The organism is Pseudomonas sp. B23(2017), from assembly GCF_002113725.1.
Taxonomy (GTDB): Bacteria; Pseudomonadota; Gammaproteobacteria; order Pseudomonadales; family Pseudomonadaceae; genus Aquipseudomonas; species Aquipseudomonas putida_Z.
Window position 1 is genome coordinate 65,758 of record NZ_NEJM01000007.1, and the last position, 13,939, is coordinate 79,696.

The window sequence follows — 13,939 nt, forward strand, 5'->3', positions numbered from 1 at the left end:
GAAGGCTTTAAGAGGACTCACCGGCGGTCGGAGCATGATGACACAAGCGCGGGGGCAAACCCACCTGCGAAGGTCGTGGTTTACAGGCTGGGTGGTGCAGAGTGGGACAGCGGGGTGGGGGAGAGGTTCGAAGGGGCTTCTGACGCAATGACCCAGCCCCTGGCTGTACATTTTATGGCCTGGAAGCAGGAAATGGGAGAGCACAAGCGCCATGAGAAGCGTAATGTGCGGAGGCTGTTCCCGTTTTGCGGGTGTTGCCGGCTTGGCTTTTCCCTATGGCCTCAACCTTGCCACTGGCAGCACCGGCACTGTGCGGGTGGGCCTTGGCATAGCTGCCATCAATGAACATCCACTCCATGTCCGGTTCGGCCACCAGAGCCTGAAAAACCTTGAGCCATTTACCTGATGCGGACCAGGCGTACTCGTCAACTTCTGTAGCTGTCATATTCCGGGGACTTTTACTTTACTCAATTTTCACTTGGTGTGAGAGACACTCAAATGGTCGCGGTAGTAACGGTAGTTACCCGCTGCGATCCTCGAATCTACCTTCAGAGTTATAAGTCGCGAGTTCAAGGCTGTAAAGTGAGGACAGCTCGCGCAGGAAGCGATTGCCCTTTTTCGCCGCAGCGTAGGGGCAGTCGTCCTCAACGATGACGTGGCCAATTGTGCCGATGTTGCCGCTATAGACGTTTATCGCCTGGCCAGGCGCAACGTGGGCGGTGCAAAACCGGATGTTGTACTTGTCCAGTAATGGCTGTAGGGAGTCGGGGGCGTAGTCGTTGGCGATATGACCGCCATTGCGGGAGGCGACAGTTACGACGCTACCTGCGCGCTGAAGCACTGAGTCGTCAATTAGAATGGGCTCGCCTAGGTGCAGACGGACTAGCAGTTCGAACGGGTCGATGCCGGTCAGCATCCGGTACATCTGCGGCGCTACGCTACCCATCATGCGTGCGTTGATCTCCACTAGACAGGGCCCTTTGGCATCGCGCAACAGTTCAACATGATAAAGGCCAACATCCAGCCCCAGAGCGCTGAACACTGCCTGCACATATGCTTTGATCTCGTCGCGCTGTGCTGCGTCAAGGCCTGACGGCATGGTCGCGGTCATTTCTAATATTTCGCTATGGTCGGCGCGGAAACGGATGGTGGTCGCAAAGCAGGAGACCTTGGCGTCTTGGACGATGACTTCCGCTGAATGCAATGTACCGTCGATGTATTGCTCGACCAGATAGTCGCGGCTTATCAAGTGGTCGATCATAGGATCAGCACCCTTGCGACTCTGGCGCAGCTCGGCGAGAAAGGCGTCAAAGTCGGCCTGGCTATGGCAAATGGCGGAAAACTGCTTGGCGAATCCGCGGGTCGGCTTGACAACGAATGGCAGCGACAAACTCGGAGCGACCCCGTTGATCAGTTGCTCTTCGCTCAGTACTTCAAAATCAGGAGAGCGTAGTCCGTGTGCCCGCAGCGTCTTGCGCAACCGACTCTTGTATACCGCCCCGCACAGAGCTTCGTACCTCGGGTAGAGGGTGCCGATACGCTGGGCCTCACGCGCCACCGGTACTATGGCTGCTTCAGAGGTAGAGATGAGGGCGTCAATAGGACGCTCTGCGTGCAGGTTGGCCAACAACTGGCTGAGTTCGCCGTCTTCCAGGTTATCGATACGCAAATAAGTATCCACATATCGCAGGTAAGGCTCGAGACGGGAGGTGTCGTCCTTGATCGAGATCGTCAGGAACGAGGCGTCGCGCTGATGAATGAAGGTGACATGGCAGCCAAGCCGTTTGGCTGCCTCAAAAGCCAGCAGGCCGCTTACGGTGCTGTCGACGAAAACCACGTGTTTCATTGGAACCTCGGATTACCAGGGATGAAAGTAAATGGTGCTGAGCCCGAACAGCATTGCGAAGCAAGCGACCGTCGAAGGTGCGCCATACTTGGGAATTCTCAAGCTGGTGACCTGGAGGATGCCGACCAGGGCCACCAGGCCGACGATCACACCGGCACCGTAATGCCCGGCCGATAGCCCCATCAGCGCCAGCGCAAAGACAAATCCTGAATATGTGGTGGGTAGCCCCTGATATCCCCCGCCAGCCGATGTGCTGGGCATGCCAAACAGCGATAGCCGCAAAATGGCCGTGAAAACCAGAGTTGCTGCGGCCAGCGTGGCCGAAAGAGACTGGTCGAGGATTAGGATGACAAGGGCTGGCGTGATGCTGAAATTGAGTAAGTCTGCAAAACTGTCTAGATGCTTGCCGAAGGCCCGTTGCGCGCTGTTCGCCGCCAGGTAGCGTCGGGCTATGTGGCCGTCAAGGAAATCGAGCATCGCGGCCAGGCAAATCACCGTTGCCGCCAGAACGAACCGTCTTTGCAACGCAAAATAAACAGTACCGAAGGCCAAACCGATATTGAACATTGTTAATATGTTCGCCAAGTCCAAAAAACGGACGAACGGAAATGCACGCGCTAATGTGGGCATATTGTTCTCCTTGAAGAAACTATTTAGACAGGTTGTTTTCCCTTGATCGCAACTGTCTTTCGAAGGGCGTTGGTTGCGACAAAATAGAAAGCAACGAAGATAACGCTCGTGCTGAACAGGCCTGCATACTTAACCAGAATTGAACCGGCGAAGATGGTAATTATCATGCCTAAGTACACCCCGGCATACTGGACAGATGCCATCAACGGCATGGCACTGGTAGGTGTGCTCCTGACAAGATCGGCTTGCAACTTGAAAAATGTCAGCTCGAAAAAGAATATGTAGAAAAAATACGCGATGTAACTGGACTGAATATCATGGCCGAACGCTGCGAGCATCATGAACAGGCCGCTGACTACAGCCATCGGCATAGGTAGCGGTCGCAAATTGTACTTGTCCAAACGATAGAACAGTACTGCGCCCACCAATGCTGCCACACTATTGACGGCCTGCAACAAGCCGACATACACCTCTCCCAAGCCCAGCACATGGGCCGGTAACAGCACCCTGGATACATTGAAGAAACCCTGAAAAAGGCTGACGAAGACGATGAACTGATAGAGGCTGAGGCGTAGCGCGGGATACTCCTGCAAAAGCGAACCAAGGGCAGTCAATAGTCTTGGTGCGACCTGCACGGTGATCGTAGGCTTTGTTGGCGCAGGTAGTAGATAGGCCGCCAAGGCCGCGATGGAAAAAAGACTGACAGTAATGAGCAGGGCTAACCCAGGCGTCATGTTGGCTTTGAACAGTACCAGACTGATGCCTGCCAGGCCGCCGGCAATGAATTGTGCGGTGAGTGTCAGAGGCACTGAGCTGGCGATTTGCGCACTCGGGAAATAACACTTGATGGCAACAATACGCCCTACCCGTTGCAGCGCATCCAGGGCGCCAATGACTACCGCGCCTAACACGGCGACTTCCACATGATGTGGCAGGATCTTGTAGGTGGCCGCCGCGCAGCCCAGCGACAGCAAGTTGGCACTCCACAGCAAGGTGCGTGGCGCTAGATAGTCAGCCAGGCGGTAGATAGGAGCGACAAGAATTACCGGCAGAACCATTGGCGCAAACAGCACCACTTGGGAAAGTATTAGGCTGGCAGTATTAGCATAAATATAGTAGGAAAGATAAATATAACTCAGCGTAGAGGCCGAAATGGCACACAAGTTAACGCCCCAAAGGAGCACTGAGTGCCTACGAGATACTGCAAGTTCTTCCATTGCTCGCGCCTATTATATAGCTTCCTGCCATGCATGAAGCATACCCTGCATAGAAAATCGTTTTTAAGATAGGTTAAACAAGAATTAAAAAATGCTTGTTTTGGGTGCGTCACCAAGTAAATGTGCATCATTGCAGTCCGTCAACATCTTTACTAATCCTCACCAACATAGCTTCTAATCATCAGCAAAATTAGTAGATAGAAATAAACCGACTGACTGATAAAGCCATGCTATCCCACTCGTATCGCTGTCTCGGTGAGGAATATCGATGTAGCGGCGTCAAGACTAGGTGCGGAAGGAGGGTAGGGCAACAGCTGGGCATGTATTTGGGAAATGGACTACAAGACTGTGGATAAGTCTTATGGACATATGTCAAAAGTCTTCTCGACCCGGTCGGCGTAGTTGGCTAGGGCGATGTCGAGCCGATGGCTCTGGCTTTTGCTGTGACTGTTGCTTCTAAGCGCGCGGTAGATCAGGTGCTGCAGATTGCGACTTCAGGAGGCCGAGCGTAGGGCTTGCTCCCGGGAGGACTGCGCTGCAGGCCTCATCCTGGGGCCCAGCGCTTGACGGGCATCCATGCTCGTCACCCCCATGCGCAAGGCCTGCGTTCGGCCTCCTGAAGTCGCGAAGATCAAGATCAGGATCAAAAGCCAGATCAAAAGCCGGCAAGACCTGAAAACACCGCTAGGGCAGGCTACGAAAAGGCGATAGCCGCACGACTATCAGCGCAATAGCGAACGGTGGTTGTCCAAAAACCTGCGAAAGAGGACAATTATCGGCTTCCCGTCACAACCAGCGACCTTGCATGGCCTTTCTTGCACTTGGTATCAACCATAAGACTGCCTCGGTAGACGTACGCGAGCGCGTGGCGTTTACCCCAGAGCAGCTGGTAGACGCCCTGCAGCAGCTCTGCCGGCTGACATCCAGCCGCGAAGCGGCGATTCTGTCGACCTGCAACCGTAGCGAGCTCTATATCGAGCAGGACCACCTGTCCGCCGATGTGGTGCTGCAATGGCTCGCCGACTACCACCGCCTCAGCCTGGACGAGCTGCGCGCCAGCGCCTACGTGCACGAAGAGCACGAGGCGGTGAAGCACATGATGCGGGTGGCCTCCGGCCTGGACTCGCTGGTGCTCGGCGAGCCGCAGATCCTCGGCCAGATGAAGTCCGCCTACGCCGTGGCGCGTGAGGCTGGCACCGTCGGCCCATTGCTCGGGCGCCTGTTCCAGGCCACTTTCAGTGCCGCCAAGCAGGTGCGCACCGACACCGCCATCGGCGAAAACCCGGTGTCGGTGGCGTTTGCCGCAGTCAGCCTGGCCAAGCAGATCTTCAGCGACCTGGGCCGCAGCCAGGCCCTGCTGATCGGCGCCGGCGAAACCATCACCCTGGTCGCCCGCCACCTGCATGAGCAGGGCGTGCGCCGCATCGTCGTGGCCAACCGTACCCTTGAGCGGGCCAGCATCCTGGCCGAGCAGTTCGGTGCGCACGCCGTTCTGCTGGCCGACATCCCCCAGGAACTGGCCAACAGCGACATCGTCATCAGCTCCACCGCCAGCCAGTTGCCGATCCTCGGCAAGGGCGCGGTCGAGAGCGCGCTGAAACAGCGCCGGCACAAGCCGATTTTCATGGTCGACATTGCTGTACCGCGCGATATCGAAACCGAAGTCGGCGAACTCGACGACGTCTACCTGTACACTGTCGATGACCTGCACGATGTGGTGGCGGAAAACCTCAAGAGTCGCCAGGGCGCGGCCCAGGCCGCCGAAGAGCTGGTGTCGGTGGGGGCCGAAGACTTCATGCTGCGCCTGCGCGAGCTGGCCGCGGTGGATGTGCTCAAGGCTTATCGCCAGCAAAGCGAGCGCCTGCGCGACGAAGAACTGCAAAAGGCCCAGCGACTGCTGGCCAACGGCGGCAACCCCGAAGAGGTACTGGCCCAACTGGCCCGGGGGCTGACCAACAAACTCCTGCACGCACCCAGCGTGCAATTGAAAAGGCTCTCGGCCGAGGGCCGCCTCGATGCGCTGGCCATGGCCCAGGAACTCTTTGCCCTCAACGAGGGCTCGACGGACAAATCCCCGCAATGAAAGCGTCGCTGCTGAACAAACTGGAAATCCTCCAGGACCGCTTCGAAGAACTCACCGCACTGCTCGGTGATGCCGAGGTCATTTCCGACCAGACGCGCTTTCGCGCCTATTCCCGTGAATACGCCGAAGTCGAGCCGGTCTACGCTGCTTATAAAGAGTGGCGCAAAGTCCAGGACGACCTCGAAGGTGCCCAGGCGCTGCTCAAGGACAGTGACCCGGACCTGCGCGAAATGGCCGTGGAAGAAGTGCGTGAAGCCAAGGAACAACTGCTGACGCTGGAGTCGCAGCTGCAACGCATGCTGTTGCCCAAGGACCCCAACGACGGCCGCAACGTGTTCCTCGAAATCCGTGCCGGCACCGGTGGCGACGAGGCGGCGATCTTCTCCGGCGACCTGTTCCGCATGTATTCGCGCTACGCCGAAAAGCGTGGCTGGCGCCTGGAAATCCTCTCCGAGAACGAAGGCGAGCACGGCGGCTACAAGGAAATCATCGCCCGCGTCGAGGGTGAGAGCGTGTACGGCAAGCTCAAATTCGAGTCCGGCGCGCACCGCGTACAGCGCGTGCCCGAAACCGAATCCCAGGGCCGTATCCACACCTCCGCGTGCACCGTGGCAGTACTGCCCGAGCCGGACGAGCAAGCGGCCATCGAGATCAACCCGGCCGACCTGCGCGTGGACACCTACCGCGCATCCGGTGCCGGCGGCCAGCACGTCAACAAGACCGACTCGGCGATCCGAATCACCCACTTGCCCACCGGTATCGTGGTCGAGTGCCAGGAAGAGCGCTCGCAGCACAAGAACCGTGCCCGCGCCATGTCCTGGCTGTCGGCCAAGCTCAACGACATGCAGACCAGCGCCGCGCAGAACGCCATCGCCACCGAGCGCAAGCTGCTGGTCGGCTCGGGTGACCGTTCCGAGCGCATCCGTACGTACAATTATCCACAGGGCCGGGTGACCGATCACCGCATCAACCTGACCCTGTACTCGCTGGACGACATCCTCGCCGGTGGCGTGGAGGCGGTGATCGAACCGCTGCTGGCCGAATACCAGGCCGATCAACTGGCCGCCCTGGGGGACTGATGACCATCATCGCCAGCCTGCTGCGCAACGCGCAGTTGCCAGAATCGCCCACCGAGCGGCTGGATGCCGAGCTGCTGTTGGCCGCGGCCATCGGCAAGTCGCGCAGCTACCTGCACACCTGGCCCGAGCGAATCGTCAGCAGCGAAGATGCCGAGACCTATGCCGGCTACCTGCAGCGCCGCCGTGGCGGCGAACCGGTCGCCTACATTCTCGGGCTGCAGGGCTTCTGGAAGATCGACCTGGAGGTGGCGCCGCATACCCTGATCCCGCGGCCGGATACCGAGCTGCTGGTCGAAGCCGCGCTTGAACTGCAACCCGCCACGCCGGCCAAGGTCCTTGACCTGGGCACCGGCACCGGCGCGATTGCCCTGGCCCTGGCCAGCGATCGCCCGGCCTGGCAGGTAACTGCAGTGGACCGGGTGGAGGAGGCCGCCGCCCTGGCCGAGCGCAACCGCCAGCGCCTGGGCCTGGCGAACGCCCAGGTACGGCTCAGCCACTGGTTCGACAGCCTGGCCGGCGAGCGTTTCGACCTGATTGTCAGCAACCCGCCCTACATCGCCGCCGCAGACCCGCACCTGGTCGCCGGTGATGTACGTTTCGAACCCAGCAGCGCGCTGGTGGCCGGCGCCGATGGCCTGGACGACTTGCGCGTGATCGCTGCCCAGGCCCCCGCGCACCTGGTACCGGGTGGCTGGTTGCTGCTGGAACACGGCTACGATCAGGCAGCGGCGGTGCGCGCCTTGCTGGCTGAACAAGGCTTCATCGAGGTCGCCAGCCGCACGGACCTGGGCGGCCATGAACGCATTACCCTGGGGCGCCTGCCATGCTGAGTGATCAGGAACTGCTGCGTTACAGCCGGCAGGTATTGCTGGCCCAGATCGACATCGACGGCCAGTTGCGGCTCAAGCAGAGCAAGGCGCTGATCGTCGGGCTCGGTGGCCTTGGCTCGCCAGTCGCCTTGTACCTGGCCGCTGCCGGGGTGGGTGAGCTGCACCTGGCCGACTTCGACACCGTCGACCTGACCAACCTGCAACGGCAGGTGATCCACGACAGTGCCAGTGTCGGCATGAGCAAGGTCGATTCGGCCTTGCAGCGCTTGCAGGCGATCAACCCGGAAATCAGCCTGGTTGCCCATCGCCAGGCTCTGGACGAGGACTCACTGGCGGCAGCGGTGGCAGCGGTGGACCTGGTGCTGGACTGCTCTGACAATTTCGGTACCCGCGAGGCGGTCAACGTCGCCTGTGTCGCGGCTGGCAAGCCGCTGGTCAGCGGTGCGGCGATTCGCCTGGAAGGGCAGTTGTCGGTATTCGACCCACGGCGTGACTACAGCCCTTGCTACCACTGCCTGTACGGCCATGGCAGCGAAGCCGAACTGACCTGCAGCGAAGCCGGTGTGATCGGCCCGCTGGTGGGCCTGGTGGGCAGCCTGCAGGCGCTGGAGGCGATGAAGCTGCTGGCCGGGTTCGGCGAGCCGCTGGTCGGCCGCCTGCTGCTGATCGATGCTCTCGGCACTCGTATCCGCGAGCTACGGGTCAAGCGCGACCCGGCCTGTGCGGTCTGCGGCAAGCGCGATGGCTGAGCGCTCGGCGCCGGTCGGCGTGATGGATTCCGGAGTCGGCGGCTTGTCGGTGCTCGCAGAGATCCAGCGCCTGCTGCCCAACGAGACGCTGCTGTACGTGGCCGATTGCGGGCACATACCCTACGGCGAGAAGTCGCCGGACTATATCCGTGAGCGTCTCCGACGCATTGCTGCGTTCTTCCATGAACAGGGTGCCAAGGCCATGGTACTGGCCTGCAATACCGCCACGGTGGCGGCGGTGGCCGACCTGCGCGAGTTGTACCCGACCTGGCCGCTGGTGGGCATGGAGCCGGCGGTGAAGCCTGCTGCCGCCGCCACGCGCTCGGGCGTGGTCGGTGTGCTGGCCACCACCGGTACCCTGCAGAGCGCCAAGTTCGCCGCCTTGCTCGACCGCTTTGCCAATGACGTGCAGGTCATCACCCAACCTTGCCCGGGGCTGGTCGAGCTGATCGAGACCGGCGACCTGGCCAGCCCGGCGCTGCGCCAGCTGCTGCAAGGTTATGTGCAGCCGTTGCTGGCCGCTGGCTGCGACACGTTGATCCTCGGCTGCACCCATTACCCCTTCCTGCGCCCGTTGCTGGCCGGCATGGTGCCAGCCGACGTGGCCATCATCGACACCGGTGCCGCAGTGGCGCGCCAACTGCAGCGGCTGCTGGGCGCGGATGACCTGCTGGCCGATGGGCCAGCCCGGGATACCCGCTTCTGGACCAGTGCCGATCCGCAATCACTCAGACAAATCCTACCCTTGCTGTGGCATAAGTCCGACAGTGTGCAAAGCTTTTCATTGTGAAAAAAATGTGAAAAGAAGCTGAACTATCGTACCACTGCCGTTTTCTATCGCTTTGCCTGACATGAGGCGGATACCAATAACAGCAAAGAAGGATGTTGCTCATGAAGAAGCTGCTTGGCTTGGCGGCGGCTGCCGTCTTCACCCTGGGGCACTCACTGGCGGCGCAGGCTGCCGACGTTTCGTTTTCGGTGGGGCAGACCGGTGACTCGACCATGGTCTATCGGTTGGGGCTGCAATCGAATTGGGACGCGAGCTGGTGGCAGACCAGCGTCGGGCGCCTGACGGGGTACTGGGATGGGGCCTACACCTATTGGGATGGTGACGAGACCGCGAGCAACCATAGCCTGTCGTTCGCGCCGGTGTTCGTCTACGAGTTTGCCGGGGAGTCGGTGAAGCCTTATATAGAGGCGGGGATTGGCGTGGCGGCATTCTCCAGCACCGAGCTGGAAGACAACGAGCTGGGCTCGGCATTCCAGTTCGAGGACCGTATCGGCTTTGGATTGCGCTTTGCCGGTGGGCATGAGATTGGCGTGCGGGCGATTCACTATTCCAACGCAGGCATCAAGCAGCCCAACGATGGGGTTGAGAGCTATAGCCTGCATTACCGCATGGCGCTCTGAGCTCTCCTGTGCCGGCCTCTTCGCGGGTGAACCCGCTCCCACAGAACCGCCTGTGGTGTACCTGTGGGGGCGGGTTTACCCGCGAAGAAGGCAGTGCCGATGCCAGGCTCTAGCGCGTCAACGGCCACAGGCCATTGAGATCCAGAGCCTCCAGCACAAGCTCGGGCTCCCTCTGCGGCCACCGCCGCAGCAGCTCTTCTGCCGCATTCTGCGGCGTCCACGCCTCCGGTATCGCCTGCGCCGGTGTCACAGGTATCTTCAACGACTGCGGCCCCACCACGGTCAGCTCGACCCCCTGCGCCTTCAACGCCTGACGCTGCTCGCGCATCCACTGCGGCATGTTGTTCCAGCCCGCAGGCGCCTGCGTCGGTGCATGCAGCTGCAGCGCCGAATAACGGTTGAACACCGCCATCACCTGCGGTGAGTCACCCTTCGCCAGCAAAGGCAGCGCTTTGGCCAGGCAATGCTCGCCGGCCAACTGGTTGTCAGTGACGATCGCCTCGAACAACTCGCTGTCCGCCACATCGTCCGCCAGGTAATCACTGGTACCGGCATTGATGATCAAGCCGTCCAGCGCGCACCAGGCATGGCATATCTGCTGGCTGGCCTGGGCCGCCTGGTGTTCTTCGTGCAACTGCCACGGCAAGCGCAACAGCTGGCTGCCATAGCGTGCAGCCAGGGCATCCAGTGCTTCGCCATGCCTGCCGCTTGCAGCTACCCGGTGTCCTTGCTCGAGTAACCCCTCCACTAACGCCAGGCCTAGTCCATTGCCTGCTCCCGTCACCCAGATACTGCGTGCGTTGTTCAAGATGCTGCCCTCTGATCCTGCCGGCGCGGGAGGTTCTTGAATGCCTCCAGTGCGCGCTGACGACTGCTGTCGAGATCGACAATTGGACTGTGATAGGAATATCTAGCAAAAAGATCGGCCGACTTCACGGGGAAATGAATGGCTTTTTCATCCAGCCCCTGCAGTTCCGGCAGCCAGTGCCGAATGAAACGCCCCTGCGGGTCGAAACGCTGCGACTGGGAAACCGGGTTGAAGATGCGGAAATAGGGCACTGCGTCGGTGCCAGTGGACGCGCTCCACTGCCACCCACCGTTGTTGGCGGCCAGGTCGCCGTCTATCAGGTGGCGCATGAAATGCCGCTCGCCCTTGCGCCAGTCGATCAACAGGTTCTTGCTGAGGAACATGGCCACGATCATGCGCAGGCGGTTGTGCATCCACCCGGTATCCAGCAGTTGGCGCATGGCGGCGTCGATGATCGGGAAGCCGGTCCGGCCCTGTTCCCAGGCTTCGAGGTCGGCCGGTGCATCGCGCCAGGGCAGGGCTTCGGTCTGGGCGCGGAAGGCGCGGTGACGGGAGACCTGTGGATAACCGGTCAGGATGTGTTTGTAGAATTCGCGCCAGAGCAACTCGTTGATCCAGGTTTGCACGCCGCTGCTGCCGCTGTCGAACTCGCCGCGGTTGCTGGCCAGGGCGCCGTGCAGGCACTGGCGCGGCGAGATCACGCCTGCGGCCAGGTAGGCGGAGAGCTGGCTGGTGCCGGGCTTGGCAGGCAAGTCGCGCAGCTGTTGGTAGTCGTCGATGGTTTCGTCGAGAAAACGGGTCAGCCGCGCCTGCGCTTCAGCTTCGCCGGCCGGCCAGTGGTCGCGCAGTGCTTGCGCGGGTTTTTCGAAGCCGTCCACGTGCTGGGGGATCGGGTCGCTGCTGACCTGCAGCGGTGCCTGGCGTTTCACCCGCTGGGCCAGGGCGGGGAGGCCGCGGTGCAGGTGCTCCAGGCAGTTCTTCTTGAACTGGCTGAACACCTGGAAGTAGTCGCCGCTGCGGGTAAGGATGGTGCCAGGGCGGAACAACAGCTGGTCGAGGTGGCTGTGGGCCTGGATGGACGACTTTTCCAGCAGCGCGCGGGTGGCGTCGTCGCGACGTTGCTCGTTGATGCCGTACTCCTCGTTCCAGTGCACGCTTTGCACCTGATGTCGGCGGCAGACATCGAGTACGGCCTGTGGCGCCTGGTCCCAGGTGTCGATCCTGCGGATCAGCAGGGGGATGTTCAGGCGCTCCAGCGCCTGGCGCAGGTCGCGCAGGTTGCGCAGCCAGAAGTCGACTTTGCAGGCGGCGTCGTCGTGGGCCAGCCATTGCCCGGGGCTGACCAGCCACAGGGCGAGGGTCGGGCCGCGTTCGCTGGCGGCGCTGAGCGCGGTGTTGTCATCGATGCGCAGGTCGCTGCGCAGCCAGGTCAGGTGCATGGTGCGGTCATCTCTCCAGGCTGGCGGTCATGGGCTTGCAGCAAACGCAATGCCGCCTGTGGGGTATCGAACAGGGCAAGGTTGGGCAGCCTGAGGGCACGCAGCCGGGCTTCGTGCAGCGCCAGCATCGGCCCGCCGGCCAGGGTCGGTACGGGCAGGTTGGACAGGGTGCGTTGCAGCGCTTTGTCATCGATGCGTGGCCCCAGGTGCAGCAGCACGGCGCGCGGCTTGAGCATGGTTACGGCGCGTTGCAGGTGCGCGCCGGCAATGGTGTGCTCCAGTACTTCGACCGGCAGGCCGTTACTGGTGAACAGCCAGGCGCACAACCACAAACCGGGGCTGAAGGTGTGTTCGCTGTCTTCGGTCAGCAAGATGGCAGGGCCTTGCAGCAACTGGTTGTCGTGGTAGACCCGGGCGCCCAGCTTGCTACGCAGCCAGCTGTGGAAAAACACCTGCTCCAGCCGTGCATTGAAATAGTTGCGCCAGCGCAGGTCGAGGAGGTCGAGCAGCGGCAACAGCAATTGCTCGCACAGGGTGACAGCCGGGTACAGTGCCATCGCCTGGTTGAGCTGCTGGTCGAGGGCGCGCTGCGACAGCGTGGCGATGGCCTCGACCAGTTGGAACTGCCGGGCTTGCCAGTCGCCTTTCGGTGGCGTGCCGGCCGGTTTGTCGAGCAGCTCGCGTACCTGGCCGACGGAGGCGCCGCGTTGCAGCCAGGCGAGGATCGCCTCGACGCGTTCGACCTGCTCCAGCGGATACAGGCGATGGCCCTTGGCGGTTCGCTGGGGCTTGAGCAGGCCGTAGCGGCGCTCCCAGGCGCGCAGGGTGACGGGATTGACGCCCGTGCGGCGAGCCAGCTCGCCGATGGGCAACAGGATTTCAGACGGCATTGCGCAGGCCCAGGCGCTCGGGGTGCGGCTGCAGGTAGGCCTGCTGCTGCAGATACGGGTCGGGGTGCTTGCGCAAATGGTGCTTGAGCAGGGTAAGCGGCACTACCAGCGGTACCACGCCTTGCTGGTATTGGCCGATGATGGTTTGCAGCTCGGCTTTGTCCTGCTGTGTGAGGGTGTCCTTGAAGTAGCCGCTCAGATGCTGCAGCACGTTGCAATGAGTGCCACGGCTGGCACAGCGACGCAGGGCCTGCATCAGCTGGCTGAAATAGCGCGGGCCGATGCTTTGCGGGTCATCATCCTTGCTCATGCTGCCGAGCAGGCGCCCAAGGCTGCGGTAGGCCTGCGGGTTGTTGGCCATCAGCAGGTACTTGTAGCGCGAGTGGAACCGCACCAGGGCGCCACGGCTCAGGCCTTCGGCCAGCAGGCGCTGCCAGTCGGCATAGGCGTACACACGGCTGATGAAGTTCTCGCGCAGCACAGGGTCGTGCAGGCGGCCTTCTTCTTCCACCGGCAGATCCGGGCGCCGTGCGCAGAACGCCTGGGCATACACGCCCCGCCCACCGTGGAAGGCCGGGTGGCCATTTTCCTGGTACACCTTGACCCGCTCCAGGCCACAGGAAGGCGATTTCTGCATGAAGATGTAGCCGCAGATATCGTCGAGTTCGGCTGCCATTTGCTCGCCGTAGTTGCGCAGCGGGCCGGTAAGGTCCATGCCGGGGTTGCGGGTGCCTACCACTTCCGGCTGCTCGGGGTTGCCGACCAGCCGGATCGGGTCACGCGGCACGCCTAGGCCGATGGCCACCTCCGGGCACACCGGCAACCAGTCGAAATGTTCCTCGAGTTGCATACGGCACAGGTCGGAGGCCTTGTGGCCGCCGTTATAGCGCACGCTGTGCCCGGTCAGGCAGGCGCTGATGGCGATACGCGGCTTGCTGTGGGCAAATGAGTCGTGCAT

Annotated in this window: 13 protein-coding genes and 1 pseudogene; 6 read left to right on the forward strand and 8 right to left on the reverse strand. The window is 61.5% G+C overall.

Annotation, left to right across the window (positions count from 1 at the left end):
* Window positions 1–244 precede the first annotated feature (244 nt).
* From CAG46_RS13355 to CAG46_RS13370, 4 genes and pseudogenes are all read right to left on the reverse strand, one after another.
* Window positions 245–418: pseudogene (locus CAG46_RS13355) on the reverse strand (IS5/IS1182 family transposase); the annotation flags it as partial.
* A gap of 102 nt (window positions 419–520) precedes the next feature.
* Entirely contained in the window at window positions 521–1,846 is a 1,326-nt protein-coding gene (locus CAG46_RS13360) for an ATP-grasp domain-containing protein (RefSeq protein WP_085617359.1), read from the reverse strand.
* A 12-nt stretch (window positions 1,847–1,858) separates the two neighbouring features.
* Window positions 1,859–2,476, reverse strand: coding sequence for a phosphatidylcholine/phosphatidylserine synthase (locus CAG46_RS13365; protein WP_085617361.1), 618 nt, complete (start codon window positions 2,474–2,476; stop codon window positions 1,859–1,861).
* 23 nt (window positions 2,477–2,499) lie between these two features.
* Window positions 2,500–3,693: a hypothetical protein gene (locus CAG46_RS13370; protein WP_256575084.1), complete on the reverse strand. Its 1,194-nt coding sequence runs from the start codon at window positions 3,691–3,693 to the stop codon at window positions 2,500–2,502.
* 805 nt (window positions 3,694–4,498) lie between these two features.
* Here CAG46_RS13370 and hemA point away from each other — a divergent pair.
* The 6 genes from hemA to CAG46_RS13405 all read left to right on the forward strand — a co-directional run bounded on the left by hemA (window position 4,499) and on the right by CAG46_RS13405 (window position 9,844).
* Window positions 4,499–5,776 carry a glutamyl-tRNA reductase gene (hemA, locus tag CAG46_RS13380; protein ID WP_085587332.1) on the forward strand — a complete coding sequence of 426 codons (1,278 nt, stop codon included), beginning with the start codon at window positions 4,499–4,501 and terminating at the stop codon, window positions 5,774–5,776.
* Complete coding sequence (gene prfA, locus CAG46_RS13385) at window positions 5,773–6,855, forward strand: peptide chain release factor 1 (RefSeq protein ID WP_013970909.1); 1,083 nt, start codon at window positions 5,773–5,775, stop codon at window positions 6,853–6,855. Before hemA ends, prfA begins: the two co-directional genes overlap by 4 nt.
* A complete protein-coding gene (gene prmC / locus CAG46_RS13390) occupies window positions 6,855–7,685 on the forward strand; it encodes a peptide chain release factor N(5)-glutamine methyltransferase (RefSeq protein ID WP_013970910.1) in 831 nt (276 codons plus the stop codon). The genes prfA and prmC overlap by 1 nt, the downstream gene beginning before the upstream one ends.
* Complete coding sequence (locus CAG46_RS13395) at window positions 7,679–8,434, forward strand: molybdopterin-synthase adenylyltransferase MoeB (protein ID WP_025337684.1); 756 nt, start codon at window positions 7,679–7,681, stop codon at window positions 8,432–8,434. Before prmC ends, CAG46_RS13395 begins: the two co-directional genes overlap by 7 nt.
* A complete protein-coding gene (gene murI / locus CAG46_RS13400; protein WP_025337685.1) occupies window positions 8,427–9,224 on the forward strand; it encodes a glutamate racemase in 798 nt (265 codons plus the stop codon). The genes CAG46_RS13395 and murI overlap by 8 nt, the downstream gene beginning before the upstream one ends.
* Before the next feature lie 101 nt (window positions 9,225–9,325).
* Window positions 9,326–9,844: an acyloxyacyl hydrolase gene (locus CAG46_RS13405; protein ID WP_025337686.1), complete on the forward strand. Its 519-nt coding sequence runs from the start codon at window positions 9,326–9,328 to the stop codon at window positions 9,842–9,844.
* A gap of 109 nt (window positions 9,845–9,953) precedes the next feature.
* Here the strand turns inward: CAG46_RS13405 and CAG46_RS13410 are convergent, their stop codons facing one another.
* From CAG46_RS13410 to CAG46_RS13425, 4 genes are read right to left on the reverse strand one after another with little or no spacing between them, the layout of a single operon-like run.
* A complete protein-coding gene (locus CAG46_RS13410) occupies window positions 9,954–10,652 on the reverse strand; it encodes an SDR family oxidoreductase (protein ID WP_085617363.1) in 699 nt (232 codons plus the stop codon).
* The gene (phrB, locus tag CAG46_RS13415) at window positions 10,649–12,091 is read right to left on the reverse strand and encodes a deoxyribodipyrimidine photo-lyase (protein ID WP_085617366.1); all 1,443 of its coding nucleotides are present in this window, start codon (window positions 12,089–12,091) and stop codon (window positions 10,649–10,651) included. Before phrB ends, CAG46_RS13410 begins: the two co-directional genes overlap by 4 nt.
* Window positions 12,082–12,981 carry a MerR family transcriptional regulator gene (locus CAG46_RS13420; protein WP_085617369.1) on the reverse strand — a complete coding sequence of 300 codons (900 nt, stop codon included), beginning with the start codon at window positions 12,979–12,981 and terminating at the stop codon, window positions 12,082–12,084. The genes phrB and CAG46_RS13420 overlap by 10 nt, the downstream gene beginning before the upstream one ends.
* Window positions 12,971–13,939, reverse strand: coding sequence for a DUF523 and DUF1722 domain-containing protein (locus CAG46_RS13425; protein ID WP_085617371.1), 969 nt, complete (start codon window positions 13,937–13,939; stop codon window positions 12,971–12,973). The genes CAG46_RS13420 and CAG46_RS13425 overlap by 11 nt, the downstream gene beginning before the upstream one ends.